Origin of the sequence: Sporosarcina luteola (genome assembly GCF_007991495.1) — a bacterium.
In the GTDB taxonomy this organism is placed as follows: Bacteria; Bacillota; Bacilli; order Bacillales_A; family Planococcaceae; genus Sporosarcina; species Sporosarcina luteola.
On the sequence record NZ_BJYL01000051.1, the window covers coordinates 1 to 24,410 of the forward strand.

The 24,410-nt window shown below is 45.6% G+C and carries 26 protein-coding genes; 16 read left to right on the forward strand and 10 right to left on the reverse strand.

Annotated features, from left to right (window positions below; all coding sequences use genetic code 11):
* Nucleotides 1-148: 148 nt before the first annotated feature.
* From SLU01_RS15835 to SLU01_RS15880, 10 genes are all read left to right on the forward strand, one after another.
* Nucleotides 149-493, forward strand: coding sequence for a DUF6054 family protein (locus tag SLU01_RS15835; protein ID WP_147060117.1), 345 nt, complete (start codon nt 149-151; stop codon nt 491-493).
* 4 nt (nt 494-497) lie between these two features.
* Nucleotides 498-1,439, forward strand: a complete 942-nt coding sequence (locus tag SLU01_RS15840; protein WP_147060119.1) for a phosphotransferase enzyme family protein — start codon at nt 498-500, stop codon at nt 1,437-1,439.
* 144 nt (nt 1,440-1,583) lie between these two features.
* Entirely contained in the window at nt 1,584-2,249 is a 666-nt protein-coding gene (locus tag SLU01_RS15845) for a uracil-DNA glycosylase (RefSeq protein WP_147060121.1), read from the forward strand.
* Nucleotides 2,230-2,760 (forward strand): P-loop NTPase family protein, encoded by a 531-nt coding sequence (locus tag SLU01_RS15850; RefSeq protein ID WP_147060123.1) that lies wholly within the window; start codon nt 2,230-2,232, stop codon nt 2,758-2,760. Before SLU01_RS15845 ends, SLU01_RS15850 begins: the two co-directional genes overlap by 20 nt.
* Nucleotides 2,757-3,329: a hypothetical protein gene (locus tag SLU01_RS15855; protein WP_147060125.1), complete on the forward strand. Its 573-nt coding sequence runs from the start codon at nt 2,757-2,759 to the stop codon at nt 3,327-3,329. The genes SLU01_RS15850 and SLU01_RS15855 overlap by 4 nt, the downstream gene beginning before the upstream one ends.
* A gap of 87 nt (nt 3,330-3,416) precedes the next feature.
* Nucleotides 3,417-5,150 carry an ABC transporter ATP-binding protein gene (locus SLU01_RS15860; protein WP_147060127.1) on the forward strand — a complete coding sequence of 578 codons (1,734 nt, stop codon included), beginning with the start codon at nt 3,417-3,419 and terminating at the stop codon, nt 5,148-5,150.
* Between the two features lie 10 nt (nt 5,151-5,160).
* On the forward strand, nt 5,161-5,385 hold the full coding sequence (locus SLU01_RS15865) for a DUF6199 family natural product biosynthesis protein (RefSeq protein WP_147060129.1): 225 nt from the start codon (nt 5,161-5,163) through the stop codon (nt 5,383-5,385).
* 130 nt (nt 5,386-5,515) lie between these two features.
* A complete protein-coding gene (locus SLU01_RS15870; RefSeq protein WP_147060131.1) occupies nt 5,516-6,109 on the forward strand; it encodes a DNA-3-methyladenine glycosylase in 594 nt (197 codons plus the stop codon).
* Nucleotides 6,110-6,176: 67 nt separating this feature from the next.
* On the forward strand, nt 6,177-6,692 hold the full coding sequence (locus SLU01_RS15875) for a type 1 glutamine amidotransferase domain-containing protein (protein WP_147060133.1): 516 nt from the start codon (nt 6,177-6,179) through the stop codon (nt 6,690-6,692).
* Between the two features lie 204 nt (nt 6,693-6,896).
* Complete coding sequence (locus tag SLU01_RS15880; RefSeq protein ID WP_147060135.1) at nt 6,897-7,952, forward strand: YkvI family membrane protein; 1,056 nt, start codon at nt 6,897-6,899, stop codon at nt 7,950-7,952.
* A gap of 47 nt (nt 7,953-7,999) precedes the next feature.
* On the opposite strand, the gene hmpA is transcribed toward SLU01_RS15880, so the two are convergent.
* A complete protein-coding gene (gene hmpA, locus SLU01_RS15885) occupies nt 8,000-9,190 on the reverse strand; it encodes an NO-inducible flavohemoprotein (protein WP_147060137.1) in 1,191 nt (396 codons plus the stop codon).
* A 164-nt stretch (nt 9,191-9,354) separates the two neighbouring features.
* Between hmpA and SLU01_RS15890 the strand changes: the two genes are divergently transcribed.
* Together SLU01_RS15890 and SLU01_RS15895 are read left to right on the forward strand one after the other, a co-directional pair.
* Nucleotides 9,355-9,798: an RrF2 family transcriptional regulator gene (locus SLU01_RS15890; protein WP_147060139.1), complete on the forward strand. Its 444-nt coding sequence runs from the start codon at nt 9,355-9,357 to the stop codon at nt 9,796-9,798.
* A 38-nt stretch (nt 9,799-9,836) separates the two neighbouring features.
* Complete coding sequence (locus SLU01_RS15895; RefSeq protein WP_147060141.1) at nt 9,837-10,763, forward strand: manganese-dependent inorganic pyrophosphatase; 927 nt, start codon at nt 9,837-9,839, stop codon at nt 10,761-10,763.
* 163 nt (nt 10,764-10,926) lie between these two features.
* Here SLU01_RS15895 and SLU01_RS15900 read toward each other — a convergent pair whose 3' ends face one another.
* Nucleotides 10,927-12,303, reverse strand: a complete 1,377-nt coding sequence (locus SLU01_RS15900; RefSeq protein ID WP_147060143.1) for an FAD-dependent oxidoreductase — start codon at nt 12,301-12,303, stop codon at nt 10,927-10,929.
* Between the two features lie 103 nt (nt 12,304-12,406).
* Between SLU01_RS15900 and SLU01_RS15905 the strand changes: the two genes are divergently transcribed.
* Nucleotides 12,407-13,114: a DsbA family oxidoreductase gene (locus SLU01_RS15905; protein WP_147060146.1), complete on the forward strand. Its 708-nt coding sequence runs from the start codon at nt 12,407-12,409 to the stop codon at nt 13,112-13,114.
* A 57-nt stretch (nt 13,115-13,171) separates the two neighbouring features.
* Here SLU01_RS15905 and SLU01_RS15910 read toward each other — a convergent pair whose 3' ends face one another.
* From SLU01_RS15910 to SLU01_RS15940, 7 genes are read right to left on the reverse strand one after another with little or no spacing between them, the layout of a single operon-like run.
* Nucleotides 13,172-13,558 carry a Na+/H+ antiporter subunit G gene (locus SLU01_RS15910; protein ID WP_147060147.1) on the reverse strand — a complete coding sequence of 129 codons (387 nt, stop codon included), beginning with the start codon at nt 13,556-13,558 and terminating at the stop codon, nt 13,172-13,174.
* Nucleotides 13,536-13,820 carry a Na(+)/H(+) antiporter subunit F1 gene (locus tag SLU01_RS15915; protein ID WP_147060149.1) on the reverse strand — a complete coding sequence of 95 codons (285 nt, stop codon included), beginning with the start codon at nt 13,818-13,820 and terminating at the stop codon, nt 13,536-13,538. The genes SLU01_RS15910 and SLU01_RS15915 overlap by 23 nt, the downstream gene beginning before the upstream one ends.
* Nucleotides 13,817-14,299, reverse strand: coding sequence for a Na+/H+ antiporter subunit E (locus SLU01_RS15920; RefSeq protein ID WP_147060151.1), 483 nt, complete (start codon nt 14,297-14,299; stop codon nt 13,817-13,819). Before SLU01_RS15920 ends, SLU01_RS15915 begins: the two co-directional genes overlap by 4 nt.
* Before the next feature lie 23 nt (nt 14,300-14,322).
* Nucleotides 14,323-15,807 carry a Na+/H+ antiporter subunit D gene (locus SLU01_RS15925; protein ID WP_147060153.1) on the reverse strand — a complete coding sequence of 495 codons (1,485 nt, stop codon included), beginning with the start codon at nt 15,805-15,807 and terminating at the stop codon, nt 14,323-14,325.
* Complete coding sequence (locus SLU01_RS15930) at nt 15,800-16,141, reverse strand: Na(+)/H(+) antiporter subunit C (RefSeq protein WP_147060155.1); 342 nt, start codon at nt 16,139-16,141, stop codon at nt 15,800-15,802. The genes SLU01_RS15925 and SLU01_RS15930 overlap by 8 nt, the downstream gene beginning before the upstream one ends.
* Nucleotides 16,142-16,144: 3 nt before the next feature.
* Nucleotides 16,145-16,567 carry a Na(+)/H(+) antiporter subunit B gene (locus SLU01_RS15935; protein ID WP_147060157.1) on the reverse strand — a complete coding sequence of 141 codons (423 nt, stop codon included), beginning with the start codon at nt 16,565-16,567 and terminating at the stop codon, nt 16,145-16,147.
* On the reverse strand, nt 16,554-18,965 hold the full coding sequence (locus tag SLU01_RS15940; protein WP_174842668.1) for a Na+/H+ antiporter subunit A: 2,412 nt from the start codon (nt 18,963-18,965) through the stop codon (nt 16,554-16,556). The genes SLU01_RS15935 and SLU01_RS15940 overlap by 14 nt, the downstream gene beginning before the upstream one ends.
* A gap of 281 nt (nt 18,966-19,246) precedes the next feature.
* On the opposite strand from SLU01_RS15940, the gene SLU01_RS15945 reads away from it, so the two are divergent.
* A complete protein-coding gene (locus tag SLU01_RS15945) occupies nt 19,247-19,921 on the forward strand; it encodes an adenine nucleotide alpha hydrolase family protein (RefSeq protein ID WP_147060159.1) in 675 nt (224 codons plus the stop codon).
* Nucleotides 19,922-19,978: 57 nt separating this feature from the next.
* Here the strand turns inward: SLU01_RS15945 and murB are convergent, their stop codons facing one another.
* The gene (murB, locus tag SLU01_RS15950; protein ID WP_147060163.1) at nt 19,979-20,890 is read right to left on the reverse strand and encodes a UDP-N-acetylmuramate dehydrogenase; all 912 of its coding nucleotides are present in this window, start codon (nt 20,888-20,890) and stop codon (nt 19,979-19,981) included.
* A 242-nt stretch (nt 20,891-21,132) separates the two neighbouring features.
* Between murB and SLU01_RS15955 the strand changes: the two genes are divergently transcribed.
* The gene (locus SLU01_RS15955; protein WP_246111021.1) at nt 21,133-23,511 is read left to right on the forward strand and encodes a penicillin acylase family protein; all 2,379 of its coding nucleotides are present in this window, start codon (nt 21,133-21,135) and stop codon (nt 23,509-23,511) included.
* Between the two features lie 185 nt (nt 23,512-23,696).
* Nucleotides 23,697-24,224, forward strand: coding sequence for a YceI family protein (locus SLU01_RS15960; RefSeq protein WP_147060167.1), 528 nt, complete (start codon nt 23,697-23,699; stop codon nt 24,222-24,224).
* The last annotated feature ends 186 nt before the right edge of the window (nt 24,225-24,410 follow it).

Sequence of the window (24,410 nt, forward strand, 5' to 3'; positions counted from 1 at the left end):
CGCACTCAAGAAAGCGAGTATCGCGCTCAAGGAATCGAGTATCGCCCTCAAGAATCTGCTCGCCTTGTTCTCTTACGAATTTCGATAAATTGAAACTTCTATTTAACACAATACGTATTTACATTCAAAGAGAAAAGGGGATGATGATATGTCAGTTAAGGATTTTACCGTGAAAATCTCTCCAAACGAAGCAGCGGATTTGATCCAGTCTGAGATCCTTCGAGGAAATATCAGTGGCACATTAGTTGACCATTACGTAAGAACGACCGGTTCGTCGGAGGTGCATGTGCTGATCATGGAAAAGTACTATATGCGCTCCAATAACCGCGCATCCGTCACAACGACAATTGATAATTTTGATGGCTCCACAAACATTCATGTCGTTGCGGCAGGCAGTTCGGAAGGGGTATTCTTTCGATTTGATTGGGGGGCGGGTAATAATTTTGCAACAAGTGTCGAACGTGCGTTAGAACAATATATTATTGGGGGATAATGAAATGATTCAAGAAGTCATGCAACGGTATTTTTCGAAACCGATTACCCGCCACGAAATTCTACGAGACAAGGATAGGCTTGTAGCAGAGGTGGAAGTGGACGGTGAACTATTTTATCTGAAAGGTGAAAAGCAGCCAGAACAATTCGTCGAAACGATCATTGCATTCACGGAACTTATGAGTAACGCCGGACTGCCATTTATCATGTCTGAACAAGCGTTGGACGGGAAACGCTATGTCGAACACGAGAACCTGCTTTTCATTCTCGAACGTAAAGGAATTGGCAAGGAGATTAAAGCTCTCCGGCAGGAACATCTTCAGGAACTCGGAAAATCACTTGGCAAACAACATGTGGTCTCATCCACAATTGACTTGCGTTTCGGCAGTGGAACGAGCTGGGGGATGTTCGGCGGCAATAAAACCAATGAGCTTGGGGACTACGATGAAAATGAATTAAGTTATTTGGATTTGGTTCATTGTGTTGAAGAGATCGGGAGGTTCGAGTTGGAATTGTCTATGGTTAAAGAACTATATTTGGCGAGAAGGGCCATTCTACAAGCGGAATGGTCTGAGCTACCCGCGGGCCCTGTTCAAGGCGATCTGCTGCCGTATAATCTTTTATTCCAGGAGAACAAGATTTCCGTCATTTACGATTACGACATTGCAGGTGACGAAGTCTTTGTTAATGAATGTGTCGCCAATGCGATTTACCTGGCTTGGCATCACGACTTTGAGGGAAATGAAACCCCAGAGGAACGTTACAATACATACATAAACGCCTATACATCCGAAAGGCCATTGTTGAATCGCGAACTGGAGATGGTTCCCCATCTATTCGCAATCATCCGCGCATTTCGATATGATCGGATAGAAGAAGGAATCGAGAAGATTAAACAAGGGGACGGAAAAGCGTTTTTGGATGAAACGATAAAGCTTTTAACCTAACCCAGCGGTGCAAAACCCGCTGGATTAAGTTAAATCCTCCAGAGAATGTCACAGATTTTTAAAGGGATTTATCGAGCAAGCTCGATAAAATCTGGACACAATTACGCCAAGGCATAATTGATAAGGCTGAAAGGGAGTGTGCCGATGTTTCGAATACCTGAATCGATTGCAGAGCTTGGCAGGGAGCGGATTAAAGGATATCCGGTGGAGGGGTTTGTCTATGGGGAGGGGCCGCAGAAACCGGAGCTGATGTTGATCGGCGAAGCGCCGGGGGAATTTGAGGCTGTAGATGGAATCCCTTTCATCGGCAGGGCTGGCAAGGAATTGATGAAGTCGCTCGATTCGATCGGATTGACGCGTGAAGATGTCTATATAACGAGTACGGTCCGCAGTCGGCCGTATAAATGGGGCGAAAAACGGGAGAGGGATGGCACGATGACGAAGCGAAAGTATAATCGGCCGCCGACGCGGAAAGAGATTTTGGCGCATGCCCCGGTGCTCGATTATGAACTCGCAAATATCGAGCCGAAGCTGATTGTGGCATTAGGGAATTTCGGTTTACAAAGGTTGCTCGGCAAAGAGGCAAAAGTGACGGAGTTGCACGGGCAGTTACTGGAGAAGCCAGTGCAGTTTCTTCCGGGTCTTGATAGTACCTCGTTTGAGTGGACGGATCGAGTGTATCGAATCGTGCCGACCTTCCATCCGGCAGCTGTTTTTTATCGACCGTCACACAGGCCGGATTTGGATGCGGATTGGTTGGCGATTGGTGAGATGCTGAAGAGAATTGGGGATGGGGAAAGTGGAATATAAGCGGATTTTGGTTATCGGCTGCAGCGGCGCAGGGAAATCAACTTTATCGGTTGAACTCGCGGGCCGTTTGCGCTTGCCTGTCCTTCATTTGGATGCGCTATTTTGGAATGAAGGATGGGTGCCTACGCCGAAGCCCGAATTTCGGAAAAAGCTGCAAGTTGAACTGGAGAAGCCCACATGGATCATCGATGGCAATTTTAATTCCACGATCGAAATGCGGGCTCAATACGCTGATTTGATCATCTTCCTCGACTTTCCAAACTGGCTCTGCCTGTCTCGAATTTTCAAGAGACGGTGGATGTATCGGGGGAAGTCTCGGCCAGATATGGCAGAAGGCTGTGAAGAGAAGGTAGATTGGGATTTTGTGAAATTTATATGGACGTATCCGAAGAAGAAACGGCCGGGTGTATTCCAAATGCTGGAGCGTGCCGAAGCGGAAGTGCTTATTTTAAAATCACCGCGGGAAGTGAAGAGTTGGTTAGCGGTTTTAAACATGGGGGATGTAGATTGAAAAAGAGATTGTGGAGTGGCTTATTTGTTGTCGTAGGGTTATTTTTTGCGCAGGTATTTTTCCCATATTCGCCTTTCAGCATCTATCAATCAGTTTCAGTCAGTACGGAACTTCCTATTTTGCAAGATTATAAAGTGAAATTGTATGAGTTTAGGAAGCTGGATGAAGAGAATGAAGGAAAGGATCCGGAAGGCTACACGATGGACCATGTAAAGTACGCAACTCAACGCGTTCTCGAGACGTATGAAATGGATATGATGACGACTTCTAGATCAAGTATCGGTAAAAGTGATTTGAATATCATTGTGGATGACCTTAGAATCTTGCAGGATAGGTTATTGGCGATCACTTATGAGGAGGTACACTCATCGGAATCCAGAAAGTATCTATACGCGACTTTGAGGTGGAGCCAAGCAGCTGAGGAAGAGATTTTGAGAATTACAAGTGAACCTTTTTATTCGAGGTTCCATATGATCTATCGTCTTGAAGAAATTCAAGATTACATTAGAAAGAGCTTTGATATGTATACGAAATTTTATAATGCTTACTATTGGTATGAGGGAGAATGATTCGTCGGGGAAGGTTTACGCGTGATTCTCCGCATTTATAAGCAATTGTAAGAGTCTATGCTTATTTGGAAAGTAGAGGGTGAGTAGATGGAAAACGAGGTAAAAACGAAAGGGTCGATGAAGGAATTTGTTGCTTTATTGCGGCAGCTGAGATGGCCGAAAGGGATTACGGTGGTTGCACTGATCCTCGCGTTGTTTTCGACGGCGGCGAGTTTGGCAATTCCGTTAGTGACGAGGCAGCTTGTCGATTCGTTGACGGCAGCGGCCTTCAATTGGCAGACGGCGGTATTTTTGTTTGTCGTGTTCATCGTGCAGGCGGTATTGGGCGGCGTTTCGTATTATTTGCTGGCGTATATCGGTGAGACGATTGTGGCGGATTTGCGGAATAAATTATGGGATAAGGTGCTGCGACTGCCTGTGACATATTACGATGAAAATGAAACCGGTGAGACGATGAGCCGCATTACGCAGGACACGACGATGCTGAAGCAATTGGTATCGGATCATCTTGTGTCGTTCATTACGGGCATCATTTCAATCATCGGGGCGGTTGCGATTCTCTTGTATTTGGACTGGAAGATGACACTGATTATGATGATCAGCATTCCGGTGAGTATGGCAATTATTTTTCCACTTGGGCGGATCATGCATAAAATCGCAAAGGCGACGCAAGGAGAGATGGCAAAGTTTTCGGGGCATCTTGGACGGGTACTTGGCGATATCCGGTTGGTGAAGGCGTATCGGGCGGAGCCGAATGAAGGGGAGAAGGGTGGCAAGGCGATTAGCTCGCTGTTTTCATTCGGATTGAAAGAGGCGAGGATCCAAGCGATTATTTCGCCGGTCATGACGCTTGTGATGATGAGCATTTTAGTCGTGATCCTGGGTTATGGGGGCGCGCAAGTTTCAAAAGGCGATTTGTCCGCGGGAACGCTTGTAGCCATCATTTTTCTCATGTTCCAGATTATCATGCCGTTTGCGCAAATGGCGCAAGTATTTACGATTTTCCAGAAGGCTGTCGGAGCGACGGAACGGATTCAGCAGATTTTAGGGATGAACAGCGAGCGGGCTGAAGGAGCTGCCGTTGTACCGAATGGCGGGATTCAGTTTGAATCGGTCGATTTTTCGTATGAAAGCGGGAAAGATGTCTTGCAGGGGGTTTCATTCCAGGCGGAACCGGGGACAGTTAGTGCGTTTGTCGGACCAAGTGGCGGAGGGAAGACGACGATTTTTTCTTTGATTGAACGGTTTTACTTGCCGACTTCAGGTGTAATTTCCATTGGAGGTACACCAATTACGGGTATCGCCTTATCTGAATGGCGGAAAAGGATCGGTTATGTGTCGCAGGAAAGCCCGTTGTTAAGCGGGACAATTTTGGATAATATCGCATATGGTTTAGAGACCCGGCCCCAGTTGGAAGAGGTGCGGAGGGCTGCGGAGGCGGCGAATGCGCTGGAATTTATCGAAGCAATGACAGATGGTTTTGATACGCTCGTTGGGGAGAGGGGAATGAAGCTCTCGGGCGGCCAACGTCAGCGGATTGCGATCGCTAGGGCGTTGTTGCATGATCCAGAGATTTTGCTGCTTGACGAAGCGACTTCCAATTTGGACAGCGGATCGGAAACGCATGTGCAGGAGGCGCTCCAACGACTAATGGAAGGACGGACGACGCTCATTATCGCCCATCGATTGTCGACTGTCATTGACGCGGACCAACTGGTCTTCTTGGAGGCGGGACGCATTACGGGGATCGGCACGCATGATGAGTTAATCAATTCCCATCCGCTGTATCGTGAATTTGCGGAAGGACAGGGATTGAAATAGGGGGGAGATTATGGCGGAACTCATTTTTTTCTTCATCATTTGCATACCGGTGTTCCTGATTCTTATATGGCAAATCTATAATCCGGAAGATGCAGTGTTATGGGGAAAGCGCTGGATGTATAAGGAGCAACCCGAAGTTTCGGATGAAGCGATAAAATACACGAAGATCATGTCGATTATCGCGTTGATTGTGCTTGGCTTCATTTTTGTCGTGTTGTTTATAAGAATGATTTAAGATTCTGCCGAGCGACAAGGAATAGTTCATTTATCCGCCGAACAGCTCATTTTCTATGTAAATGATTCGCTTCCTTTCAAAAAGGCTATCCTATTGAAGAAGAAATATTGGCGCGGACGGAGGGATTCCATTGTACGAACCGATTGATAAAAGCTTTTTTGAAGGACCTGTCCTTGAACTTGCGCGGAGCCTGGTTGGCCAATACATTGTGCATGAGCGGCCTGACGGGATCATAGCTGCACGAATCGTAGAAACAGAGGCGTATCATGGGCCTGAGGATCGTGCTGCGCATAGTTTCGGTAATCGGCGGACGAAGCGGACGGAAATAATGTTTGGCGCCCCTGGTCTTGTTTATACGTACCAGATGCACACCCATACATTGATGAACGTAGTCAGTGGGCCAGTCGGGACGCCGCATGCGGTGCTCATACGCGCGGCAGAGCCAATCGACGGGCTCGACCTGATGCGTGATAATCGCGGTCCCAAACTGAAGATGAAAGATTGGACGAATGGGCCAGGCAAGCTTTCCAAAGCGCTCGGCGTGACGATGAAGTACTACGGACATCATTGGTCGGACGAGCCGCTGTTCATCGCCGTAGGGCCCGGTGCGAAGGAAATCGAAACGGGCCCGCGTGTAGGGATCGGGAATACGGGAGAGGCGGTCCATTATCCTTGGCGTTTCTTTGAAAAGGATAATCCTTACGTCTCAAAATACCGGCCTTAGGTTTAGTGGCGAATGGGAGTGGAATAGTAGTAGGGCTAGCATAATTTTGAAAGGATGGATGTACAAAATGGCTAAAATTGCTACTGTGATTACAAACCTATTCGAGGATTCGGAGTATACAGAACCGGCGAAAGCGTTTCAGGAAGCGGGTCATGAAGTCGTCACGATCGAAAAGGAAGCCGGTAATGAAGTGAAAGGGAAACAGGGTGATGCCACTGTGAAGATTGACATCGGAATCAGTGATACCTCCCCTGATGATTATGATGCTCTTTTCATTCCTGGAGGATTTTCACCTGATCAGCTGCGGGCGGATGACCGATTCGTGGAATTCGCGAAAAAGTTCATGGATGATAAAAAGCCTGTGTTTGCAATCTGCCACGGTCCACAACTATTAATCACCGCAAAAACGCTAGAAGGCCGGGACGCAACAGGCTATAAATCCATCAAAGTGGATATGGAATATGCCGGCGCAAACTATGCAGACAAAGAGGTGGTCGTCTGTCAAAATCAGCTCGTAACGAGCCGGACGCCTGATGATCTACCTGCATTTATTCGTGAATCCAAAAACGTACTGGACAAATAAAAAATGATTGAATGAGCTGCTCCGTTTGAAATGGGGCAGCTTTTTATGTGTCTGAATATCTATGAATTGGAAATAAAGTATAGAATGCGTAATGTTCTTGAAATCTAGTTAAATGCGTGTTAGATTGGTACGAGAAGAAGAGTTACACACTGAGAATTCGGATTATTTTGCACATAATCCATACACAACTAGGGGGAACAACGGATGAAAAAAGTACTTAAAATGGGAAGCGCTTTCATTGGAATCATCGTTGGCGCCGGTTTTGCTTCCGGTCAGGAAATTCTTCAATACTTTACAAGTTTCGGAATGATGGGGATTGTTGCGGCAATCGTCTCTACTGCTTTATTCGCTTACATAGGCATGGTGATAACAAGACTTGGCAGCCGGTTGCGGACAACATCACACAAAGATGCTATTTACAAAATCAGCGGCCGCTTCTTAGGAACTATTATAGACTACATAATCATTTTTACATTGTTTGGTGTTGGCGTCGTCATGATAGCAGGCGCAGGCTCCAATCTAGAACAGCAATTTGGTATTCCGCCTTTCATTGGAAGTTTACTGATGGTAATTCTTGTATTTATAACGATATTAATGAATGTCGATAAAGTAGTAGCTGTCATCGGCAGCATAACGCCATTCCTCATAATTGCAGTTGTCGGCGTATCAATCTATAGCTTGGTTACGATGGATCAATCTTTTGCTGAGCTGAATCCGGTTGCGAATGCAGTCGACACGACTTTGCCGAACTGGTTCATTTCCGCAATCAATTACGTATCGTTCAACATCGCAGTAGGCGTTTCCATGGCGCTCGTAATGGGTGGGGCTGAAAAAGACGAAAAAACAGCAGCACTCGGTGGGTTAGTCGGTGGTCTTGGACTCGGGATTATGATTCTGCTAAGCCATTTGGCGATTTTCTCAAAAGTCGATGTCGTCGGAGATTCAGCGTTGCCGATGCTTGCGATCATCAATGATATTTCGCCGGTACTTGCGGTATTGATGGCATTCGTCCTTTATGGGATGATCTTCAATACGGCCGTCAGTATGTTCTATGCGTTTGGTGCACGTTTTGTGACGATTGGGACGAAGAGCTTCAAAACATTCGTACTGATTACGTTAGTAATTGGTTTTGCGTTAAGCTTTGTCGGTTTCAAAAACCTTGTTGCTCATTTCTATCCGTACATCGGTTATTTAGGATTACTTTTATCAGGTGTATTGATCTTCACTTCATTCAGATGGCCTGAAAAAGTCAGACGCTAATAAAAACGGGACTCCCTTTATATGAAGGGGTCCCGTTTTTTTTGCTTTTATTGTGCATATTCCATTCTTAGTTCTTCTGCTGGTCCGAAGAATTCGAAGTGGATCTTATCTTCCGCTACGCCGTTTGCGACCAATGCAGAGATGACGGCTTGCATGAATGGTGTTGGTCCGCAGACGTAGATATCGCTGCCTTCTGCTACATGCTTCGCTAGGAATTCACGGTTGATGAACCCGTCGCCTTCTTCTGAGTAAAGCACCTCGTATTTTGTGTTGGGAAGTGTTTCTGTTAAAGAATTCAACACTTTGTGGAACGCTTGGTGGCCACGTGTGCGTGCTGAATGAAGGAATGCAACCGGACGTTCAGGTGAAACGTTCGCGATTGTTTGATACATCGCCATCATCGGGGTGATACCGACTCCGCCGCTGATCAATGTGACAGGTGTCGTGCTTTCTGTGTCGAGATAGAAGTCACCTGCTGGCGCACTCACTTCAATTGTGTCGCCGATATTCAGGCCGTTATGAAGATGTACGGATGCTTTGCCATTCGGAACGCATTCGTCTTCACGTTTTACCGAAATACGGAATGTGTCGTTACCTGGTGCTTGAGACAAACTATATTGACGGTTCAATGTGAATTCATCCCCAGGAATACTGAAACGCACTGTAATGTATTGACCTGGTTTATAAGTTGGCAATTTTTCACCATCAGCTGGTTTCAAATAGAAGGAAGTGATTACTTCGCTTTCTTGAACTTTATCTGCAATGATGAAATCCTTGAATGTTCTCCAACCGCCTTCAGCATCTTCGGTGTTGTCATACATATTTTTCTCGATACCGATGAACGCACCTGCGATAACTTCATATGCTTCTCCCCATGCTGCGATGATTTCAGGAGTAGCTGCGTCACCAAGTACTTCTTTAATGGCTCCAAGTAGATGGTATCCAACGATTGGGTAATGTTCTTTTTGGATTCCTAAAGAAACGTGCTTGTGTGCGATTTGAACAACCGCAGGGATGATTGCCTCAAGATTGTCAATATGTGCTGCAGCTGCGTAAACTGTATTCGCTAACGCTGTTTGCTGACGGCCTTTTGATTGGTTAGCATGGTTGAAAATATTAAGAAGTTCTGGATGAGCGGCGAACATATTTTTATAAAAAACTGTTGTGATTGTTTTACCGTGTTGTTCCAATACGGGTACTGTAGATTTTACGATATCAATTGTTTGTTGAGATAACATGTGATGCGCACAACCTTTCTTGTTTTGTTAATTCCACAATAAACGATTATTTGTCTTAAAGCTATATCTGAAATGCATCTTTTGGGTGATGTAAGATTTTAGACACATTTCTTTCACGATACGGACAAAATCGTTATAATAGGTTGGTGAATGGCGGTGAAATTATGCGGTTAACTTTATATACAGATTTTTCTCTTCGCGTCCTGATTTACTTGGGAACGAAGGAAGTCGGTTCGCTATCGACAGTTCAGGAAATATCGGACCAATATCAGATTTCAAAAAATCACCTGACAAAAGTTGTCCATGAATTAGGAAAGATGGGTCTTGTGGAAACAGTGCGGGGTCGCGGAGGCGGTATCCGATTGAAAGTAAAGCCTGAAGATATAAATGTAGGTGAACTCGTTCGGAAGACGGAAGATGATTTTTACATAGTTGAATGCTTCCGTCCGGATGGGAATCAATGCATTCTTTCTCCTGCATGTCGGTTGAAAGGAGCATTGCAGGAAGCACTGGTTGCTTATTTAGCAGTGTTAGATAAGTATACGATTGCAGATTTCATTGTGAATAAAGACGAGCTTGCGGCAATTTTGTTCGGCAAACCTTTATGATAGAATATGTAGGAATATGATTTAGTAGGAGGATTTCAATGGGTAAAGTATTAGTATTCGGACATAAAAACCCTGACACCGATTCCATTACGGCGGCGATCAGCTATGCTTATTTGAAACAACAGCTTGGAATGGATGCAGAAGCTGTCCGTCTTGGTTCCATTTCTGGCGAAACAGCGTATGCATTAGGCCAATTCGGCTTTGAAGCACCGCGCTTAATTGAAAAAGCAGCGCCTGAAGTACAACAGGTCATCCTTGTTGATCATAATGAAAAGCAACAGAGCGTCGATGATCTTAATGATGTGCAAGTTATCGAAGTCGTTGATCATCACCGAATCGCCAACTTCGAAACGTCAGATCCGCTCTATTATCGTGCTGAGCCTGTCGGCTGTACGGCGACGATTTTGAATAAGTTATATAAGGAGCATGGCGTCGAAATTCCGAAAAACATAGCGGGCCTAATGCTTTCAGCAATCATTTCTGATTCGCTTTTATTCAAATCACCGACATTTACAGAAGAGGATCGCATGGCTGCAGAAGAGTTGGCAGCGATTGCGGACGTAGATGCACAAGTCTATGGACTGGAAATGTTGAAAGCGGGCGCTGATTTGAGCGGCAAGTCGCTTGAAGAGCTTGTATCGCTTGATGCAAAAGAGTTCACGATGGGTGCAGCAAAAGTTGAAATTGCACAAGTGAATGCCATCGAAGTTGATGACGTCATGAAGCGCCAAGCTGAAATTGAAGTTTTATTGAACAGCATCATTGAAGAGAAAGAGTTAGATCTTTTCCTATTCGTCGTAACGGACATCTTGAACAATGATTCATCGGTCATTGCCCTCGGACGAGCTGCAGAACGCGCTTGTACGGCATTCAACGTTGGCTTGACGAATAACACAGCAACGTTTAAAGGCGTAGTATCACGGAAGAAGCAGATTGTACCGGTCTTGACGGAAGCTCTTAAATAAAATAAAAGGTTGTGCTCATACTAATGGGGCACAACCTTTTATTATCCAGCTACGGACGCTAGCTGCTCGGGGTCATAAGTCAAAGCTGCTACATGGCAAATGGAACCACTTCGCATCTTCGCCTTATGCCTGTCGCAGCTGAACAAGCGCCCTTCGCTTTTATTCACCCCAAATCTAACGGTTTCGTCGCCGGTCCTTCAAGCACCGAGCCATCCTTTCTAAAACGTGAACCGTGGCATGGGCAGTCCCATGTTTGATCGGCTTCGTTCCATCGCGTCCTGCAGCCCATATGTGTGCAAATAGGCGAATGGGTTCTCGTAATATGGCCGCCTGTGAATTCCTTCAACACAAGCCCCGTGTTTTTTAGCGCTTGCATGAGAAACGATCCGAATCCAGTCCGGTCCGGGGCGTATAGCGACGAGGCCTTGTTTTGTCTGCCAACAATCTGATCGCTAATAATTCGTGCACTTGCTAGCGAATTCGATAATCCCCATTTTCTAAAACCGGTATTCAAATAGACATACGGCATGCTTCGTGAAATCTGTCCGGCGTAGGGAATGAGATCGGGCGTCGATGGGTCTTGTGCTGACCATCCGCATTTCAACGGGTCCAGCTGATAAATGCTATGCAGCTCCGAAGACAACGTTTCGTAATGCACTTGTGTCTCTTTCTCCATCCCTGCTTGATGCCCTTCGCCGGATAAAAGGAAATGTGTTTTTCCGTCGATGAATGCAGTCCGTACGGAACGTTTCGGATTGTCGACTGAAATATATTGTCCTGTCAATGGCATATTTGCTGGAGCAGCTACGATATAAGAGCGGCTTACGGATAATTTCATAATTTGCAGTCCGCGTAAAGCTTCAATCGGATAATGCGTGCATAATAGGAGTTCATTAAATTGGATTTCATTTTGTGAATTCGTATAGAGCAGTCGTTTTTTCAAATCCATTAAACGGACGTCCGACTTTTCGAAAATACGCGCTCCAGCCTTCACAGCAAGTTTCGCTAAATGCTGGCCGAGTCGGACAGGATGGATTTGCGCTTCATTTTGAATCATGAGAGTTGCCTCCGTTCTAAGCGGCAGCTCGCTATTCCTGCCTAACTCACCGGCAATGCCGATGTCATCGTATGCCCTTTTTTCATCCTGAAGCAATTCTGTCCCGTATTTGGATTGGGAAAATAAAACCGAATCGGCATTCCTCAGTTCATCCCCCTCGGAAAAAGACTTTCCAAACGAAACGGCATCCCGGTTCACTTCATAATAAATTCTCGCATTGTCCCTTCCAAACTGCTTGATGAGATCTGCATAGACGATATCATGCTGCACCGTCAATTTCCCTGTTGAATTCCCCGTTGCCCCCGAGAGAATTTCATCTTTTTCGAGCAGGACAACATTCTTTCCTTCCTTCGCCAAAAAATAAGCGTTTGCAATTCCGCTTAACCCTCCGCCGATAATGCATACATCACATTCTATGTCTTTGTCTAAAGCAGGATACGTTTCCCGCGGGTAAGCTGTCTGCAGCCATAATGAATTATTCATGACAAGCCCTCCAATTGGTTCTCACTAACAAAGTTAGCAGGCATATTCATTGTTGCCAGTTTGAATGAATTCTAAAATAAGAAAGGAAAGGTGGTATGCATTCATGAAAATTGAAATCTGGTCAGACTATGTTTGCCCTTTTTGCTATATTGGCAAACGGAGATTGGAAGAGGCGCTAGAGTCGACAAATTTGGCGGATCAAGCGGAAGTGGTTTTCAAATCGTACCAATTGGATCCGAACACGCCGACTGATGCGTCAGGATCATCGTTGGACGGTTTAGCGAAGAAGTTCGGTGTCAGCTTGGGCGAGGCGAGCAAGATGATGGAGAATGTCGCAGAGCAGGCAAAGACTGTCGGCTTGAACTATAACGTCGAAGGCATGAAAGTGGCGAACACATTCAACGCCCATCGCCTTGCGAAGCTTGGGGAGCTGGAAGGCAAAGCAGAGGCTACGACGGAACGCCTTATGCAAGCGCATTTCATCAATGGAGAGCTGCTTGGCGACGAAGCTACATTGCTCGCCATCGCAGAAGAAGCAGGCTTATCGAAGGAACGTGCACAACAAATGCTACAATCCGAAGAATTTGCTGCTGATGTTCAAAAGGATATCGCTGAGGCTGGACAGATCGGAGTACAAGGCGTACCGTTCTTCGTCATCAACCGCAAATACGCCATTTCTGGAGCGCAGCCAAAAGAAGCCTTTGAAGAAGCGCTGAAAAAAGTTGCAGCAGAGGAAGGAATCCAGCCTAAGTTGAAAGTATTAGGCGGAGAAGGCCAAGGCATCTGCAACGACGACAACTGTGAAATTTAATGCATGTTTGTATCTATTAAAAACACCATTGCTGCTTTGCTTATAAAAACGACGGTGCTAGCTCTTATCGCTAGTCCCGTCGTTTTCGGATTCAATCTTATACAAAACATCATGCAACTCATCTTCCGTCGAAATATCCGCCAGCTTTACTTTTGAACGGTATGCGGCCCTTACAAGCAGATGACCCGCTACCGGGGCTGTAAGGAAAACAAACACAATACCAAGAAGTACACGAACGCTTACGAATTGTTCACGGAACAAGAAATATAAAAAAGTTCCCGAAAGTGTAAGCAAGACAGCAAGCGTCGAACTTTTTGTCGCTGCGTGGGAACGTGTATACACATCCGGCAGCCGGATAAGCCCAAATACACTAATGACACTCGCAATCCCGCCCAATAAAATCAATAGCGCCCCTACGAATTCACCGATCTCGTTTACGCTCAACAATGACCCCCCTTTCAATTGCTTTGGAAAAGGCGATTGTTCCAATGAAGGAAAGTATCCCTAGTATCAAAATAACCTCCAAAAAGGCTTTCGTTTTTAATATGATCGAGACAACAGCTATCATGGCAATCAAATTGACACCGATCATATCAAGCGCAAGAACACGATCGGGCATTGAAGGACCAAGAACGATCCGAACAACGGCAATCAAAATGGTGATGGAAAAAAGGACAAGCGACACCGTCAGCATCGTTTCAATCATCGTGTCACCTCCATGATCGCTTTTTCGAAGTTCTTCAGCTGCTTGATCAATCCAGCTTTTGATTGTTCGACGTCCATCGCGTGGATGTATAGCGTATCACCTTCAGGAGACACTTCCATGACGACGGACCCCGGAGTCAGCGTGAGAAGAAGGGACAGCATCGTCACTTCCACGTCACTTTTCAAGACGGTCTCGTATTTAAAAATGCCTGGCTTGATTTTCAATTTGGGGCTTAAAATCTGCCCTAAGACGACGATGCTTGACTGGGTCAATTCAGATATGAAGATGAATAGTAACTTAATTGTTTTAAATAACCGGCGCAAATAAAACTGTGTGCCGAAAAAGCGGTGCATGAAGAAAATGATTCCGATCCCGACGAGGAAACCGGCAAAGAACGTCGTGAATTTCAATTCATCTTCATCAATCAACGTCATCCATAAAAAAGCGATGAACAGATTCAATAATAACTGGGCTGGCATCAAACTCCACCTCAACTTTCCGCTTAACGATTTCCTTGTAAAACAGCGTCTATATAGATCTCCGGATTCATAAGTGTACGTGCTGCATCACTGACATAAGGGGCTAGCCCCTCAGCGCCAACGCCGATTGCAACTGTCATGATTGCAAAAAGCACACACGGGACGAGCATCCCTTTTTTCAATGGGACATCGTCATCCTCACTTATGATCGTCTCACCCCAGAAGCTGTTCAGGAAGATGCGCAATAATGAGTACAGAACGAAGATGCCGGATATAAAGGCAACTGCCAATAATAGGTAGGAGCCAGTTTCAATCGCCCCTTGCCCCAAGTACACTTTACTGATGAACCCACTTAACGGAGGAATTCCCGTCAACGATAGCATCGTGATGAAAAACAACCAACCGAGCATCGGATAGTTGCGGATGAGGCCACTCATCTCTTGAATCTTAGCTTTCCCCGTCAAATAGATCATCGTCCCTGCAATGAGGAACAGCAAAGCTTTCACGATCATGTCGTGTATCAAATAATAGATGGCTCCCTGGAATGCTACTTCTGATGAAATCGCCAGACCTGCTAAGATGAACCCGACGGCAATCACAACATTATACGAAACGATTTGACGAATATCGTTATGTGCAAGGGCTCCGATACTGCCGCCGATCATCGTCAGAATTGCCATGATCCCGATCACCGTATGCGTAATAACCGTTTCGTGATAAAAGATCAGCGTGAAAATCCGGAACATCGCATAAATCCCAACTTTAGTAAGCAAAGCTCCGAATAATGCGGCAACGACTGTCGGCGGGGCGCTGTAAGAGCCCGGAAGCCAGAAATAAAGCAACAGCCCTGCTTTTAAACTGAACACGATCAAGAACATCAAGCTGATCACCGTCAATAACGGACCTTGTCCGACTTCTGCAACTCTAACAGATAAATGGGCCATATTTAACGTGCCGACCGTTCCGTATAAATAAGCAATCCCGATTAAGAAGAACCATGAGGAAAGGACGTTGATCGTTACATATTTAATTGATTCGACAAGTTGGATTTTCCTGCCGCCCATCGTGATGAGCACGTAAGAGGAAAGCAGCATGACCTCAAAACAAACAAACATGTTGAACAGATCGCCCGTCAGGAAAGAACCGTTGACGCCTGCAACAAGGAAAAAGATGAACGGATAAAAAAACATATGCTCATGCTGTTTCCCGATGGATGAAAATGCGTAAATGAGAAGGATTGAAGTCACAATCGATGTCGTTACTACGAGCAGCGTGGAGAATGAATCCGCTACGAATAAAATTCCATAGGGCGGCAACCATCCACCAAAATCAAGTCTCAAAATCCCTTCATGCTGAATTCTGTTTAAAATAACTAGACTTACAACAACCGTCGCAATACTAGACAAGATACTAAAAACACGTTGGGTTTTCGTGTAAGAACGTAAAAAAATCAAGATGATCCCGGTCAATAAAGGGATGATCATCGGCATAACTATAATATTATTCATCATTAAACCCTCTCAATGCATGGAGGTCATCCGTCCCCGTTTTTTTATATGTACGATACGCCAACACTAGCAAAAATGCTGTCACGGCAAAACTGATAACGATTGCTGTAAGAATCAATGCTTGAGGCAGAGCATCTACATAGCTATTAGCATTCTCGCCAAGCAACGGGGCGCTTCCTTTCTTCAATCCGTTGCCCATTGTCATTAAGAGCAGATGTGCTGCATGCGACAAGACAGCGGTCCCTAAAATGACACGAATCAGATTGCGGGACAGGAGCAAATAGACAGCAACTGTCACAAGTAGGCCGACGAGTACCGTTATTAATGTTTCCATCTGCTACACATCCTCACTAATCGTTAAAATGATTGTTACGACAACGCCGACGACCGTCAATGCAACCCCTGCTTCGAACAAGACGACTGTCGACAATTCAGTAATTCCAAATATCGGCAAGTGGAAATGGCCGAAAGCCTGAGTCAGGAAATGTTCACCGAACAGTACAGAACCAAAGCCCGTACCGACTGCCAGAAGAACACCGAATGCCGCAATTTTTTTGAAATCAAACGGAATCCCTTTTCGAACCGTTTCTATATCATTTACCAAATAGAGCAGGACAAATGCGGAGGATAAGACGAGACCGCCGATGAATCCGCCGCCGGGATTATTATGACCTGATAGAAACAGCTCAACGCCGAACGTCAGTATGATGAACACGACGATTCTGGCTACTGTTCTCAAGATAACATCATTGATCCTCAATATCCTTGTCCTCCTTTCCTGTCTTCAGTTTAATAAGTGTAAACACGCCGATCCCTGCGATGAAAAGAACGACGACTTCGAGCATTGTATCGAATGCACGGAAATCTCCCAATATCGTATTGACGATATTTTTACCCCCGGCAAGGAGATAAGCGTCTTCAAAATACACTGAAATTGATTCGAACATTTTATTGCCTTGCACAGCAAGGGCGAGCACTGTCACGATCGTCCCGGCTGATAGGGCGATAATACCATTCATTATTTTCGTCTTACGTGCTGAGCGCTCTTTCTTCCATTCAGGCAGAAAGTAGAAGCAAAGAAGGAATAGAGCGGTTGTAACTGTTTCAACGACGGTTTGGGTCAATGCCAGATCCGGTGCACGGAAAACGACGAAGAGAAGGGCAATCGAATAACCGAGCACACCATTTAAAATGATTGCAGTCATACGTGATTTCGCAAAAATCATCGCAAGCGCCGCACCTGCCATAGCGAGCACAATTAGGAATTCATTTATCGCGATGGGACTGTTGTCTGTAAAGTCGAAGGAATAGGATCCTGTCCATAAAATCGATCCTCCGACCGCCACGATGAAGAAAGTGAAAATATAGACAAGGTAATCTTTCAAATAGCCTTTCATATACATCCGGGTAATGAAATGGGATCCTCCCTCGAGCCAAGTCAAACCAGCGTTGAATGCTGTGTCCAAGTTCCATCGGAGCGGAGCGATTGTATAGACACCTCTCCAATATTTTATCAATTTATAAAGAATCGTACCGAGGATGATAACCCCGATTGTCATCCATAGGGCGGGATTGAAGCCATGCCATGCCTTAATATGGGGCACTAGGCCTTCAGCTCCTGCGAACGATGGATAGATCGCTGTCATTGCGGGGCGCAGCAAATAGTTCCCGACGACATTCGGGAAGAAAAAGATGCCGACGACAAATATTGCCAAAACGGATGGTGCAACGAGCATTCCGAAAGAAGCTTCACTGGATGGCTTCTCAACACGTTCTGGATGGAATTCCCCGAAAAACGTTTGGAAAACGATGATCATGCTATAGACGAATGTAAATACACTCGCAATCCATGCAACGACAAGGAACAGTGTACCGACAGTGCCGGTAGAGAAAACTTCAAGGTTCCGCGCATTCACTAACGCTTCAAAGAACATCTCTTTACTTAGAAAGCCGTTGAAAGGAGGGAGCCCTGCCATCGAGAAACTTCCAATCAGCGCAATCGTGAACGTAATCGGCATGAACGCCATAAGTCCCCCGAGCCTGCGGATATCCCGGGTCCCGAGCTCATGGTCAACAATGCCTACGACCATGAAAAGAGCACCTTTGAAGGTGGAATGGTTAATGAGATGGAATAATGCCGCGAATGTTGCTTGCGTATAGATGACAGAATCCGGACTATATCCATGTTGGAGCGCGACGGACCCGAGACCGAACAAGCTCATGACCAAGCCGAGCTGGCTCACTGTCGAATAAGCAAGCAATGCTTTCAAATCGGTTTGCTTCACCGCGTTAAATGAACCTACTAACAATGTGAAAAGCCCAACGCCGCTTACTGTGTAAAACCAGACAGCCTCGCCGCCGAAGATGGGAGTGAAACGCGCTACCAAATAGATGCCCGCCTTAACCATCGTTGCGGAGTGCAAGTAAGCACTGACCGGTGTCGGTGCTTCCATCGCGTCCGGCAGCCAAATATGGAAAGGAAATTGTGCGGACTTCGTAAACGCACCCAATAATACAAGGAGCATGGCCCATAAAAAGAGGGGCTCGTCCGTGTATTGGCCAATTGTCGCCACTATTTCACGCACGCTGAAAGAACCCGTCAAAGACTGTAACATGATGAATCCGGCAAGCATGGCGATGCCGCCCGATACGGTGATGAGCATGGATTTCTGGGCTCCATACCTTGACTTTTTCCGGTGATACCAAAAGGCGATCAACAGGAAGGATGAAATGCTCGTTAATTCCCAAAAGACGTAGAGCATCATGAGGTTATCGGACAGAACGACGCCAAGCATAGCGCCCATGAACAATAAGAGGTATACGTAAAAACGCCCTAATGATTCCCTTTCAGACAAATAGTATATAGAGTAGAGGATGACTAAACTGCCGACACCCGTAATGAGAAGGGCAAATATTAAACTGAGCCCGTCAAGATACGTTGCAAAATGGATTCCGGCAGAATCGATCCACCGAATCGTATGCATATAAGTACTTCCATTTGCAATGGAAGGGATAAAGCTTGCAAGAAAGATGAATAACGCGATTGGAACGATAATGACGAACCAGCCGATATGCCGGTTTTGAATCCTTTTATAAATAAAGGGAATGAAAATCGCTGCCAAAAAGGGGATGAATATGGATAATGTAATCGTCAACAACAGAAAACCTCCTAGGGGACAACCGCTGATTTAAGTAAACCGGGTTTTCAACTTCCTATGTAAATTTTTTCTTAATTATCGAGGATGGACTTGACTCGTGACGGAACTGGGGACATAATAGGTAGCTATAAGTTCATATTGAATTATACACTAAAGTTTTTTTAATCGCCGTTGATGCGATTGCATCTTGTCATTCAACGTTCATTCATGTATAATGTTGTGGTTTTCAAATTTAGATTCGTGTTACGAAACGAAAATAATTGTAAGAGGTGACTACGGTCATGGGCAAAGTAAAAGGTCGTATGGACGAAAGCATTCTCGTTTGTGTCTACTACGGTCCAAATGGAGAACGTCTCATCAGACGTGGGCATAAAATGGCAACCATCGCGGATTGTCCACTCTATATATTAACGATTGATCCATTGCCTTTCGATGAATTTGATGCCGATAAATCTGAATATGTCCAAAACTGGAAAGAGCTTGCTGAAGAGCTCGATGTTGAAGATTTTATCATTATGGATAATGAAAAACGGCCAGTTGCAAAGGTGATCAAAGAAATAGCCCACAAACATAATATTACGCAGATTATCATCGGTCAAACTGCTCAAAGCAGATGGGAAGAGATTACTAAAGGCTCATTCTTGAACGTGCTACTGCGTGAAATAACCTTTGTGGATTTCCATGTCGTATCCGTCGACCGTGCCATTAAAGATGAAATCGATGGCATGTTTGAAAAAGGTGTGCGGGCGTATTTAGTCGAAGAAGGGGACGGCTTCCGAATTAGCTTCACCCTTTCGAAAGAGGCGCGCTTCGAAGGAATCTTTTTCAAAGAGATCGGAACGGACTTCAATAACGGGATTTTCAAATTCATGAATAATAATAAAATGTGCCAAGTGCAGATCACGGATGACAGAGTCACAGAGGCTACTCAGTTCGTCTGTAAAGTGGAACAATAAGAATAGATCGAACTTAAAATATAAGCGGATGGCCGATACTAGGTCATCCGCTTTTGTTTATTCTTCCCCGACAATCTTCACTTCCAATTCCAAGTCGACGTCGAACCGCTTCTTCACTTCTGACTTCACCATATTGATTGTTGCAATATAGTCGGATGCGGTTGCTTCGTTTTTATTCACAATGAATCCTGCATGCTTCATAGACACTTCCGCACCGCCATGGCCTTTCCCTTGCAAGCCGCAATCCTGGATCAATTTCCCTGCGAAATAACCTGGGGGCCTTTTGAATACACTTCCTGCAGATGGGTATTCAAGAGGTTGCTTCGATTCACGCTGGTATGTCAAATCAGCGACTTTCGCATCAATCTCTTCCTTGTCCCCTTCCGCCAATTCAAAATCAGCAGATATTACATAATACCCTTCAGAGGCGATAATGCTTTTCCGGTAGCCGAGTTCGAGTTCATCTTTCGATAAAACAAGTCGCTCTCCTGATTTCGTCAAGACCGTACATTGCACGATAATGTCTTTGATTTCCCCGCCGTACGCCCCTGCATTCATGGCCATCGCTCCGCCGATCGAGCCGGGGATCCCGCAGGCAAATTCTAGGCCTGTCAATGATGCTGCCGCAGCCTGCTTTGAAGCATCGATAATGAGCGCTCCTGCTTCCGCATGCACCTTGACGCCATCCACCCGGATCATGTTCAATTTGGAGAGGTGGAGGACAATTCCCCGCACGCCGCCATCACGTACGACCATATTCGACCCGTTGCCTAATAATAATAGCGGAATATCTTTTTCATATGCATACCGCACCGTTGCTTCCATTTCCTCGATTGTTCCAGGAATAACAAGCACATCTGCAGTTCCGCCAAGTTTTGTCATCGTATATTTGTTTAATGGTTCATCTATCCGTAGTATGCCTTGTGTAATGATTCCACGTAGTTCCTCAAACCACTGATGCTTCAACATCAACATCCAGTCCCTTCAATTCAATTACGCTGAAAGTCTTCAAGTCATTAAAAATTACTATAAAGAAGGCTTCACCTTTATAAGTATGCTAGCTAACCGTAGTTTTGACAAGAAATATAATCGGGGATGCCTGCCAACTGAACAATTCAGAATTGTATGGGTGGCAGGCACCCTTGATTTTAAAAATATTGAATTGAATAAAGGGAATGAATAGTGATTCATCGAATAGGTATGGTGGGGGGATGAATGTGAAGAAAAGAAAAATGGGGAAATGGCCGAAGGTATTACTATCCATCTTCGGCGGGCTTATCGCACTACTAGTCGTCGGTTTGATTGTCATTAATGTGTACATAGGAAAATCAAAACCGGTCATTGAAGGTGAGGTAACCGTAAACTTCTTAGATGAAGACGTTGAAATCGTGCGAGACACGGACGGTGTGCCGCATATTACTGCTAAGTCTGAAGCTGATTTGTATCGTGCTCAAGGCTACACGCAGGCGCAAGATCGCTTATTCCAAATGGATTTGGCGCGTAGGCAAGCGAGCGGCCGATTAGCGGAAGTCGTCGGAGCGGCAGCAGTTGACACGGATAAGACGTTCCGTACGTTCAGCTTACGCAATGCGGCGGAAGCTTCTTATGACGGCTATGGCGAAGATGCGAAGAAGGTACTCGACTGGTTCGCGGAAGGCGTCAATGCGTTTATTGACCAAGCAAACGAAGACGGGAAACTGCCGTATGAGTTTAAAATTCTTGGCTATGAACCCGAACAATGGACACCGATCGATTCGCTCACAATCGGAAAGTATATGGCTTATGATTTGGGCGGCAATTGGGATAGTCTTGCCGTCAGGCATTGGGCGCTGAACAATTTTCCTGAAGAGCAAGCACGTGAATTGTTTGTCAGTTATCCAGACAACGCTCCTTCAATCATTGCGGCGAATTTGAAAACACCGGTTGAAGTGGCAGGCCGATTCAATGCGGATTTAGTTCCGCATGAATTCAACGGCAGCAATAACTGGGTCGTTTCGGGCGAGAAAACTGCATCCGGCAAGCCACTTCTCGCGGACGACCCGCATCTTGGGTTGAACACACCTTCGATTTGGTATCAAATGCATTTGCAGTCGCCTGAACAAAATGTCGGCGGCGTCATTTTCGCGGGAGTCCCGGGCATCATTTTAGGACATAACGAGAACATCGCTTGGGGAGTGACAAATGTCGGACCGGATGTTCAGGATTTATATATCGAAATCCCGAACCCGGAAAACCCGACACAATTCCGCTATGACGGAAAGTGGGAGCAGGCTGAAGTGCGCGATGAGACGATCAAGGTAAAGGGTGAAGAAGACGTGCCTTTCGAAGTGGTCGTCACGAGACATGGGCCGATCATGTCAGAGATTCTTTACAAATCAGAGGATCCAGGCGCGTTGTTTTCAATGCAATGGACCGCGCTCGAGCCAACGAAAGAGCTTGAAGCGATTATGAGAATGAATAAAGCGACGGATTGGGAAACGTTCGAATCAGCATTGGAAGACTTCCATGCGCCTGCACAAAACTTTGTGTTTGCTAGTAATGACGGCACGATTGCCTATAAAGCGAACGGCCGGATTCCAATCCGCAAACAAGGGGATGCACAGCTGCCCGTACCTGGAGATTCATCTGAGTATGGTTGGGAAGGTTACGTCCCATATGATGAACTGCCGACAGTCATCAATCCGGCAGAAGGCTTCATTGCAACTGCCAACAATGAAGTCGTCGATGATTCATACCCATATCATCTAACGAAATTTTGGTCGCAGCCTTATCGGTATATGCGAATTGCCGAAGTGTTGCGTGAAGGAGATAAATTCACCGCGCAAGATATGATGGACTTGCAAATGGATCAAGCAAATTTGTATGCTCGTGAGTTTTTGCAAGATCTCATTGGCTCGGTGAAAGCAGTAGACAAGGAAGGGAACTATGCAATGGCCGTCCGAATATTGGAGGAATGGGATCAGGTTGATTCCGCGGATGCGAGTGCGCCGTTGATTTTCCATAAATTAATGAAGCAATTGCCGAAAACGATGTTCAGCAATGACATGCCGGAGGACGTCTATAATCTCATGCCGGGCAAAGGGCAGATCATTGATCAGATGATGAGGGACGCATATAGCGGCAATCCTGGTGTCTGGGTGACACAATATGGCGGTGTCGATAAATGGATCTATGATTCATTTGAAACTTCGATAGCTGAAATTGAAGAGCAGTTTGGAAACGATGCGGAAAAATGGAAGTGGGGAGAATACCACCAACTGGCCTTCCCGCATTCATTGGCTGCTGCTTCACCGATATTTGCCTACTTCCTCAATCCGGAAAAACAGGAGATCGGTGGCTCAAATGTCACTGTCCAGGCGGCTGCATTTAAAGAAGATGGAACCGTCAATCACGGTGCATCTTGGCGCTTCGTCGCAGATCTATCCGATCTTTCGACAGCACATCATATCGTCGGACCCGGTCAAAGCGGACATATGAAATCCGAATGGTTCCACGATCAATCAGAAGACTGGGCGAACGGCATTTACCATGAAACTGTATTGAATGGAAAAGTTGAAAAAGGATACATCTTAAAACTAAAAGCGAAATAATAGAATGAGCGCCCTGTAAAGGGTGTTCTTCCATAATTTTTACCTTGACTTCGAGATAAATATAGTATAGGATATGTATATACCTTGAAGTCAAGATTTATAAACAAAAAAGAATATCTTGATTGAAATAGGGAACATGGATGAGAGTAATAATAAATTTAAATATAGAAAGGTTGGATTTGACAATGGCAACATGGAATGTAGACGCTTCACATACGAGTGTAGGTTTTTCAGTTAAGCATATGATGGTTTCAAAAGTAAAAGGAAGTTTTGCAGGAGTGGAAGGAACACTTGAGGGGACTCCTGAAGATTTGACAGGCGCTTCAATTAACTTCTCGATTGACACTTCAACAATCAGCACGAACAGTGAAGATCGCGACAACCACTTGCGTTCTGCTGACTTCTTCGATGCTGAGAATTTCCCGACGATTACATTCGCCTCAACAGACATCGCGAAAAAAGGCGATGATGAGTATGCGATTACCGGCGACATGACGATGAGAGGCGTAACGAAAAAGGTTACGTTTGAAGCGGAATACGAAGGTACAGGAAAAAATCCATGGGGCGTAGATGTAGCGGCATTCGAAGTGGAAGGCAAAGTATCACGTAAAGAATTCGGCCTTACTTGGAACCAAGCACTTGAAGCGGGCGGCGTACTAGTCGGCGACGACATCAAGATTTCAATCGACCTACAACTAAACCCGGCTCAATAACAAAAGCGCAGGGCGCCGTATAGAGGCGACAGGCATAAGGCGAAGCTACGGAGTGGCGCACTTTGCCACGCAGCAGCTTTGACTTATGACCCCGAGCCACTGGCGCCCGAAGCTGGACGGTACAAAAGCGCAGGGCGCCGTATAGAGGCGACAGGCATGGATGAATTCCAGCCTGTCGTTTTTTGA